This is a genomic window from Psychromonas sp. MB-3u-54 (genome assembly GCF_002836415.1).
In the GTDB taxonomy this organism is placed as follows: domain Bacteria; phylum Pseudomonadota; class Gammaproteobacteria; order Enterobacterales; family Psychromonadaceae; genus Psychromonas.
This window is the reverse complement of record NZ_PJBP01000091.1, coordinates 21,616-29,326: the sequence shown is the minus strand read 5'-3', so window position 1 is coordinate 29,326 and position 7,711 is coordinate 21,616. Positions and strand designations below refer to the sequence as shown.

Annotated in this window: 5 protein-coding genes; 3 read left to right on the top strand and 2 right to left on the bottom strand. The window is 37.5% G+C overall.

Annotated features, from left to right (window positions below):
* The first annotated feature begins 231 nt into the window (after nt 1-231).
* A complete protein-coding gene (locus CXF72_RS02885) occupies nt 232-1,200 on the top strand; it encodes a L,D-transpeptidase family protein (RefSeq protein ID WP_101036776.1) in 969 nt (322 codons plus the stop codon).
* A 46-nt stretch (nt 1,201-1,246) separates the two neighbouring features.
* On the opposite strand, the gene CXF72_RS02880 is transcribed toward CXF72_RS02885, so the two are convergent.
* Nucleotides 1,247-1,492, bottom strand: coding sequence for an LPP leucine zipper domain-containing protein (locus CXF72_RS02880; RefSeq protein WP_101036775.1), 246 nt, complete (start codon nt 1,490-1,492; stop codon nt 1,247-1,249).
* 694 nt (nt 1,493-2,186) lie between these two features.
* Here CXF72_RS02880 and CXF72_RS02875 point away from each other — a divergent pair.
* Nucleotides 2,187-2,885, top strand: a complete 699-nt coding sequence (locus CXF72_RS02875; protein WP_101036774.1) for a metal-dependent hydrolase — start codon at nt 2,187-2,189, stop codon at nt 2,883-2,885.
* Between the two features lie 1,057 nt (nt 2,886-3,942).
* On the top strand, nt 3,943-5,541 hold the full coding sequence (locus tag CXF72_RS02870) for a cation:proton antiporter domain-containing protein (protein ID WP_101036773.1): 1,599 nt from the start codon (nt 3,943-3,945) through the stop codon (nt 5,539-5,541).
* 392 nt (nt 5,542-5,933) lie between these two features.
* Here CXF72_RS02870 and CXF72_RS02860 read toward each other — a convergent pair whose 3' ends face one another.
* Complete coding sequence (locus tag CXF72_RS02860) at nt 5,934-7,526, bottom strand: alkaline phosphatase (protein ID WP_101036771.1); 1,593 nt, start codon at nt 7,524-7,526, stop codon at nt 5,934-5,936.
* Nucleotides 7,527-7,711 lie beyond the last annotated feature (185 nt).

Below are 7,711 nucleotides of genomic sequence, written 5' to 3'. Positions count from 1 at the left end.
CAAAACGCTCATTTTTGCTTTTTTCGATCATAATTAATAATGTATTGAGTACAGTGACTGCCAAGCGAAAATACCGAACAAAGCGCTCATTTTTGACTTCAAAATCACTCGATATGCTTTAATAGCAAAGCACCTAATTAATGAATTGGTATAAACATAAAATGAAAACGGTTCTCAATTTTTTTATTTTAAGTAATTCAGGTCTAATCCCAACCAGCATAAGGTTTCACTATGTGTGTGTATTCTAATTTATTATCAAATGAAATAATAAATTATCATTATTTCAAAAAGTACAGCATCATAATCAGCTTAATGATTCTTTGCTCTATTCTAAATCCTGTCGCGGTGCAGGCAGAGGGTTACCCTATACCACAGGATGGCTCAAGGTTAATTGGTATACAGCAAGAATATAAAGTGCAGCCGGGAGATACCCTGAATGCTATTACTAAGCTTTATAATGTCGGTCTCATTGCACTGATGGAATCTAATCCCGGGGTTGATCCTTTTTTACCCACCCCAGGACAAATACTACAAATTCCAAACCGGATGTTATTACCAGATGTTCCCCATAAAGGTATCGTCATTAATCTGCCCGAACTTAGATTATATTATTTCCCGAAAGGGAAAGAGGAAGTTCATATTTTTCCCATTGGTATTGGCCGTATTGGTCGCTCAACGCCAACCATGCAAACCACTGTCAGGATGAAAATAAAACATCCAAGTTGGACGCCAACGACAAAGAGCAGAGCAGAGCATTTTCAAGCAACAGGTCAACATTTACCCTCGGTGATAAAAGCAGGAAAAGACAACCCGCTTGGTGATTATGCGCTGCAACTCGCCTATGGAAAACATGAATATTTGATTCACGGTACCAATAAAGATTTCGGTATTGGCATGCGGGTCAGTGCCGGTTGCATTCGTTTGAATCCCGATGACATAAGTTGGTTATTTAATCAGGTAGATAACAACGAATCCGTCCAAATAATTAATGAACCGATTAAGGTATCATTAGAGCCAAATGGTCAAAAAATACTTGAGGTTCATTCGCCAATATCGAGAAGTGATGATGACACGCAATTTAGTTTATATTGGACAAAGGAAGTGATTAAATTTAACAATAAAGAAGTAGTTGATAATGATCAGATGACAGAAGCATTGTTATTACATCAAGGAATACCGGTGGTCATAGAGTCCGAATAATAAAAAAGTGGGTGTTAACACCCACTTTTTTCTTATTTTTTACGTATTATTTTTTGTAAGTTGTAGCAATGTTATCAATACGTGAGTTTGCACGTTCTGCTTCGCTAGCAACAGTTGCTAAATCAGATTTCATAGATGCTTGGTCGTCAGCTATCATATCAACTTTATCTGATAATTCACTTACTTGGTTAGTAAGATTAGACATGCTTGTTTCCATCTCATCATGACTTGAACAACCAGCAAGTAAAACGATTGATGCTACAGCACCAGTAATCAGTAATTTTTTGTTCATAGAAAACCTCTTTTATTGAGTTAGGGTAACACCAATATACATTTTTATGCACTCTGACTAAGTATGTAATATGTTTACAATTTTGCCAGCTAAGTGTTCATCTTTTTAAATTATATTATTAACTCACATTAAGTGAGTGACAAATCATGCCTTAATTAATCTGATATATCTAGACATATTGAAGCAATATTTGCGATTATGTGACTAATAAATCTGATATTTATCCTCTTTTATCTAATTGAATACACGCAGTATTCAAACAATTTTTTATCACAAAATATAAAGTTAAACATAAAGATAATATTGAATTTCATTGCTATCTTAATGCTCATCCCACTCATTAAGTGATCTATTAGAATGCAGGGTAAATGGGTCAAATCGATTCAAGACTAAGCACGCTGTTCTCTCTGGCTAATCTGCATTTTAAACAGCCCCTAGCCCCTCTATTCAAGGTAATGCCTTAAGCTTGATTGCGCCATTTTTTAATGCGGCTTTGCCATGACATTTCATGCCATCTTTAGAATTAAAAACGGCGCAATCGAGTTAGATATGATCGCCTATCTTCTAATTTCGAGCTTATTTCTCTGTGGATAAAAAAAACAGCAATAAAAAGGCTAACAATATGTAACCCTATGTCACACATCATATAAAATACAGGTAGAATGCTGTTTGAATATTCTATCGAAGAGAAGCAATGGCAAATTTCAAGACTCATTTCAACGTAGCTGCTATATCAACAGGTCTCGCCTCTGCAGTACTATTATCAGCAGAACATATAAACATTAACGGTGCATTGTGGCTGTGGTGCTTAGGAACCGTCGGGGGATTATTACCAGACATCGATGCCGACAACTCAACATCACTTGATATAGTTTTTAATATTTTTGCTTCTGTTGCCCTGTTAATGGTGCTGCACTACATTACCGGAGAGCACTTTAGAGAGATTCATTTTGTGGAGTTACTGGCAATACCTTTAGGTGTTTATGGAATATTAAAATGGTTAATAAGACCCCTATTTGAAAAAATGACGGTGCATCGCGGCAGTTGTCATTCACTGTTATTTTTAGTTTTGTGCGCGCTCTTAACAATTCAGATCACTTGGATATTTAATGACAATTATTTAACTAAATCTAACCTGTATGCCTGGCTGTCGGGAGGATTTATTCTCTTTGGCGGACTAGTCCATTTACTTTTAGATGAAATATACAGTGTTGAGTTATCTAATCTCAGGGTAAAACGCTCTTTTGGTACAGCCTTAAAAATAGCGGACTTTAGAAATAAAAGTGCGACGTTGATGATGTTAGCTGCAATTATTGCACTAGGATATATCGCCCCTGAAAGCGCCTCTACAATTAAGACATTAACAGACTGGTCAACTTTTAAAATTTGGTGATTACAACACATAAAGCTAACCGAACTATTATTGTAAAATTGAATTATACCAATCCACATAAGTAAATGGTCTAAAATTGCGCAGGAAAAAGTAATGATAGCAAGACGTTTGATTGAGCAATAGCTGGCTATTGAGATTGAAAACAACGAAGCTAGCGTTAATTTTAACAAGTAAGATAGGTCAGATATTTATGCGGATTGGTATTAGGTTACAAAAAGGGAGCAACCAGCAGTCTGAACTTAATCAGCATGCGCAATAATCGCCGCAAATGAAAAATCGGACATCTTATCTATAGTGCAATCATGTTTATCAACGGCTTGTACAAAACAATCTATTTCAGGGCTTTCCTCTCCCGTTGTCTATTTGATCCATTCCGGCATTTGAAACTTGTCCATCTTTGATTTGATGATGATCAAAACGACGCGTTTAAATCTCATCGCTCCCGCTCACATCTAAAACAATATCGGCTTGATTAATAAGTTTCATATTATGCGTACTAACATTTCAAGTTGATCGTAGTTAATACTTTATAAAGCGCGAATAAGGCCAGCGCAGTCACTTGCCCAGCATGGAACGAACCATTATGAATCACTCATTGACTTTTTTGGATCATTATCTATCACCTTTTATCGGTTAATGCGTTAAATCTAGGCTGAGTCGCTGTGATTACTTCCTGCAATCATAGCCTTCAAATGATTGCAGAATAAAGTTGTCAGCATTTTCATCTATGCTTAACTATTTATAAATGGCGAGATGACAGATATTTAAAATTTTTTATAACACCTTGTAATGGATAGGATCACAAGGTCGAGCAGCGCAGAATGGAACGGCCCTAAATGAATAGAATTCAGTAAAAAACACCACTTGTTTGTTTAACTTAATTTTTTTGTAACATTCAGAATATAATCAGCGCTACCTGTTTAGGGGCTATGACAGATAATCACCCTTATCGAAGTTACAAAATTCAATTTATATTAACATTTACATTGTTCGGTATGGTTTTTGCTTCTTTTGAAAGAACCATCACAACTTATTATTTGCAGCTAAGAGAGAAAAAATGGACTCTATTCTTATTATCATCTTTATTTCATTAGCAATTGCCAGCATATTAAATATCGTGCTAAAAAAATTCTCCGTATCACATATTATTGGTTACATTATTACCGGTACTATTATCAGTAATATTTTTGACTTTAATGGCAGTGATGACCTTAATGCATTAGAGCTTATTGGTGAATTTGGCATTGTCTTTTTAATGTTTACCATCGGCTTAGAGCTGTCTTTTTCTAAATTAAATAAAATGAAAGAGATCATTTTGCTTAATGGTTTTATACAAGTCGCTTTAAGCTCAGTGATTATTTTTCTGCTTTCATACTACCTGTTTAATATTGATAGCACTTCCTCCATTATTATTGCACTGGCTTTTAGCTTGTCCTCCACGGCAATAGTCTTAACTTATTTAAAAAAATCAAAAGATATTATCACCCCTTATGGTACCAAATCCGTTGCTATACTAGTCTTTCAAGACTTGGCCGTTATCCCTATTTTATTGCTGATCAGTTTTCTAGCCAATGATACTTTGTCAATTGCCGATGTGTTATTTAAAACCGCAATATCAGCGACCTTAGTCATTGTTTTTATGTTTACCTTAGGCAAAAAAATAATCGAATGGCTACTGCATTTTTCCAGCACCGCCAGATTGGATGAACTATTTTTAGCCTCGGTATTAACCATTGTGGTGGGCGCGTCACTGCTCGCACACGAAATGGGATTTACCTACTCGTTAGGCTCCTTTATTGCCGGTATGATCATTGCCGGAACCACTTATCATGTCAAAGTAGAATCAGATATAGCCTCTTATAAAGACCTCTTGTTAGGCGCATTTTTCTTTTCTATCGGCACCAAAATTGATATTTTTTATTTCGCAAGTAATTTACATTTAGTGTTTGCGGTATTAGCTTTTACCATGTTAATAAAAGCGCTGATTATCTATTTTTTAATTCGCAAAAAATCCAACAAAAGTGATTCACTTAAATCCGCCATTGCACTTTGCCAAGTAGGTGAGTTTTCTTTTGCTATTTTCTCGATTGCCATCAGCCAAGAAATTATCACCTCTGAATTGGGCAGTTTCTTAATTTTAGTGGCGGTTTCATCTATGATAGTCACGCCATTTATGGTCAATAACATTTATAAAATAGCCTCTTTGTTTGTGGTGGAGTTTTTTGAATCCGATAAAATCACCCCGATCAAGGAGACTAATCATACTATTATTTGTGGCTTTGCGATCCTCGGGCGACTGGTAGCAAAAGAGTTAGAAAAAGAAGGACGGCAGTTTTTAATTATCTCAGATAATTTACAACATGTGTTGGAGGCAAGAAAACGCGGATATATGGCTTATTTTGGTCATTTAGAGAAACACCCGGTATTAGAATCACTGAAAATAGAGCAGTCTTCCAGTATTATCATTACCGTCAATACCGTCAGAACCAAAAAACTGATCTGCGAAGCCGTACTGGATTATTATCCGCAGGCAAACTTAGTGGTCAAAATTAACAGTCACGAGGAAAAAAAGACGCTGGCTAATCTGAATGTTCACTATTTTGTTCATGCACAGCATGAAACCGCACTATTGCTGGTTCAAAAAAGTCTCCGTTAATGCCGAATACCAAACGCATTAAATTTATGATCAGTTACTTCAAAGGAAAAATTTACGCTCAAAAAACCGCCGGGATGATTTTGAATAGTAAATCGGATAATGCATTTCGTATGATGTTATCGGTAGGGTGCATTCTATGCACCGCGGGTAGGCATAGAATGCACCCTACGAGCTATGCGTTTATTGTCATCGTGCGTGCTAGTTGACGTTCAAATCAGACCGCCATTAAATTTATGATCAATTTTAAATAATAAATCGGATCACTTTATTAATGCGTTTGGTATAAATAAAGTATGTTCACCTCTTAATTAATACGTTAGAGACAAAAAAACCACAGTGAGTTATTCACTGTGGTTTTTTTCTCTGCAGATCAATAAAGAAAATGGCAGCCGTTAGTGTCCAGATCGTACCGTTTCAATCAGTAAACGACCAATTTCCGTATGGTGGGTAAGCGTCGAAAATGGCGCGGTAGCCTGCTCGGGTCCATAGGCAATCACCGCAACGGGTGTGTCCGTATGCGTGCCTGTACCCCAAACTATATTCTGCTCTTCGCCCATCGCCCGGCCTATCAGATCATTGCGAATTTCTTCGCCATAGACATAAAAAGCTTTGAAATCATTAACTTTAGGGAATGTTTTAAGTTTTAAGTATTTGTTCTCAGGATCGTAAAATTCATTTTCCTCGGTCACTAAGATCTCTTCTGCCTGTGCCGGGGTTAACTTAAATTCACTATTGGCATTAACAATTGCAAGCAATGATTCAGGCGATTTATCTGTTTGATCAAATTCAGCTAGCATATTGCCAAAACTTTTTTTCTGCTCATATAACTTGTCTAAAATAGCGAGGTTACCAAAATTGAAATTTGGCTTGTAGTCTCGATCTTTAAAAGCGATACCTGTTCGTTTTTCAGCTTTGGGTGTATTCGCACGTGAATAACTAAAACCAAATCCGCCCGTTTCATGGTCAGCCGTCACAACCACTAAAGTGTCTTTCCGGTTTTTCACCCATTCATAAACATATTCGACTGTTTCATCAAATTTAAGCATTTCATGTAACATAGTTGCCGCATCGTTATTGTGTCCGGCCCAATCAATCTGTCCGCCTTCAATCATTAAAAAGAAACCATCGGGATCTTGGGATAACACATCCAGCGCTTTCATGGTCATCTCTTTCAGGCTTGGCATGGAACGCTCTGGCGAGTTTTTAGTATTGCTATAGGTAATACCATCCTGCATACCGGAGTATGCAAATAAACCAAGAACCTGATCGCCCGACGCATTGGCAAGTGCATCACGCGTATGTACCACAGCATAACCTGCACCCTCGGCCTCGGTTAATAGGTTTTTTTCATCGATACGTTTAGATTTAATTTTAATATCACCGCCCGTTTTTTTAAGCAGTTTTTGATATACAGCGCCGCCCTCATTGGCTGACATAGGGATCCAGTAACGCAGCCCACCCGATAGCATGACATCAACACGGGTCGCCAACATATCTTCGGCTATCTGATTTTCCAATGAACGGTGCGGTTGATGAGATGCAAATGCAGCGGGGGTTGCATGGGTCAGACGCGTATCGGACACCAGTCCCGTCGCTTTACCTAAACGTTTAGCGATTTCTAATACGCTGTCAACATGATTGCCGTCCACATCAATGCCTAAAGCTTCAGAAGGTGCACTAACACCCGATGCTAGCTGCGAAGCCGAACAAGCCGAATCTACGACTAAAGCATCCGCCGGACTGTGTAATGACATGCCTAAGACACCGTTATCTATCATCATTTTAAGCGCAGTATCACGACCATTATAAATGGAATGCGGGGCTTTACGGGCGTATTCTTCTAAAAGTCCCATTTGTCCGGGGCCCATACCATCACCGATCATTAAAATAACATTTTTAACGGGTGTTTGTGCAAAGCTTGAACAACTCGCAAGGGTGATAGAAAGCGCTAAAAACGTTTTTTTAACTGTGTTTAAGTGGGTCATCAATTTTGTCCTCTGTATTATTTATTGGCGGCGACTATAAAGGAGATGTATGACATTTTTATGACAATCACGGTTTAAAAAGAAGAATAATATTGGTTGGCTGCAAGAAAATACTGGAGCAGGGGCAGAAAAGAAGATTAATTAAGCAATTTAAAACAGCGCGCTATGATGAACGTTAGCAGATC

Bases quoted from the DNA above. Each gene is read 5' to 3' on its own strand.
- CXF72_RS02875 (WP_101036774.1), top strand. From the start codon at position 2,187: ATGGCAAATTTCAAGACTCATTTCAACGTAGCTGCTATATCAACAGGT.
- CXF72_RS02880 (WP_101036775.1), bottom strand. From the start codon at position 1,492: ATGAACAAAAAATTACTGATTACTGGTGCTGTAGCATCAATCGTTTTA.
- CXF72_RS02870 (WP_101036773.1), top strand. From the start codon at position 3,943: ATGGACTCTATTCTTATTATCATCTTTATTTCATTAGCAATTGCCAGC.
- CXF72_RS02860 (WP_101036771.1), bottom strand. From the start codon at position 7,526: ATGACCCACTTAAACACAGTTAAAAAAACGTTTTTAGCGCTTTCTATC.
- CXF72_RS02885 (WP_101036776.1), top strand. From the start codon at position 232: ATGTGTGTGTATTCTAATTTATTATCAAATGAAATAATAAATTATCAT.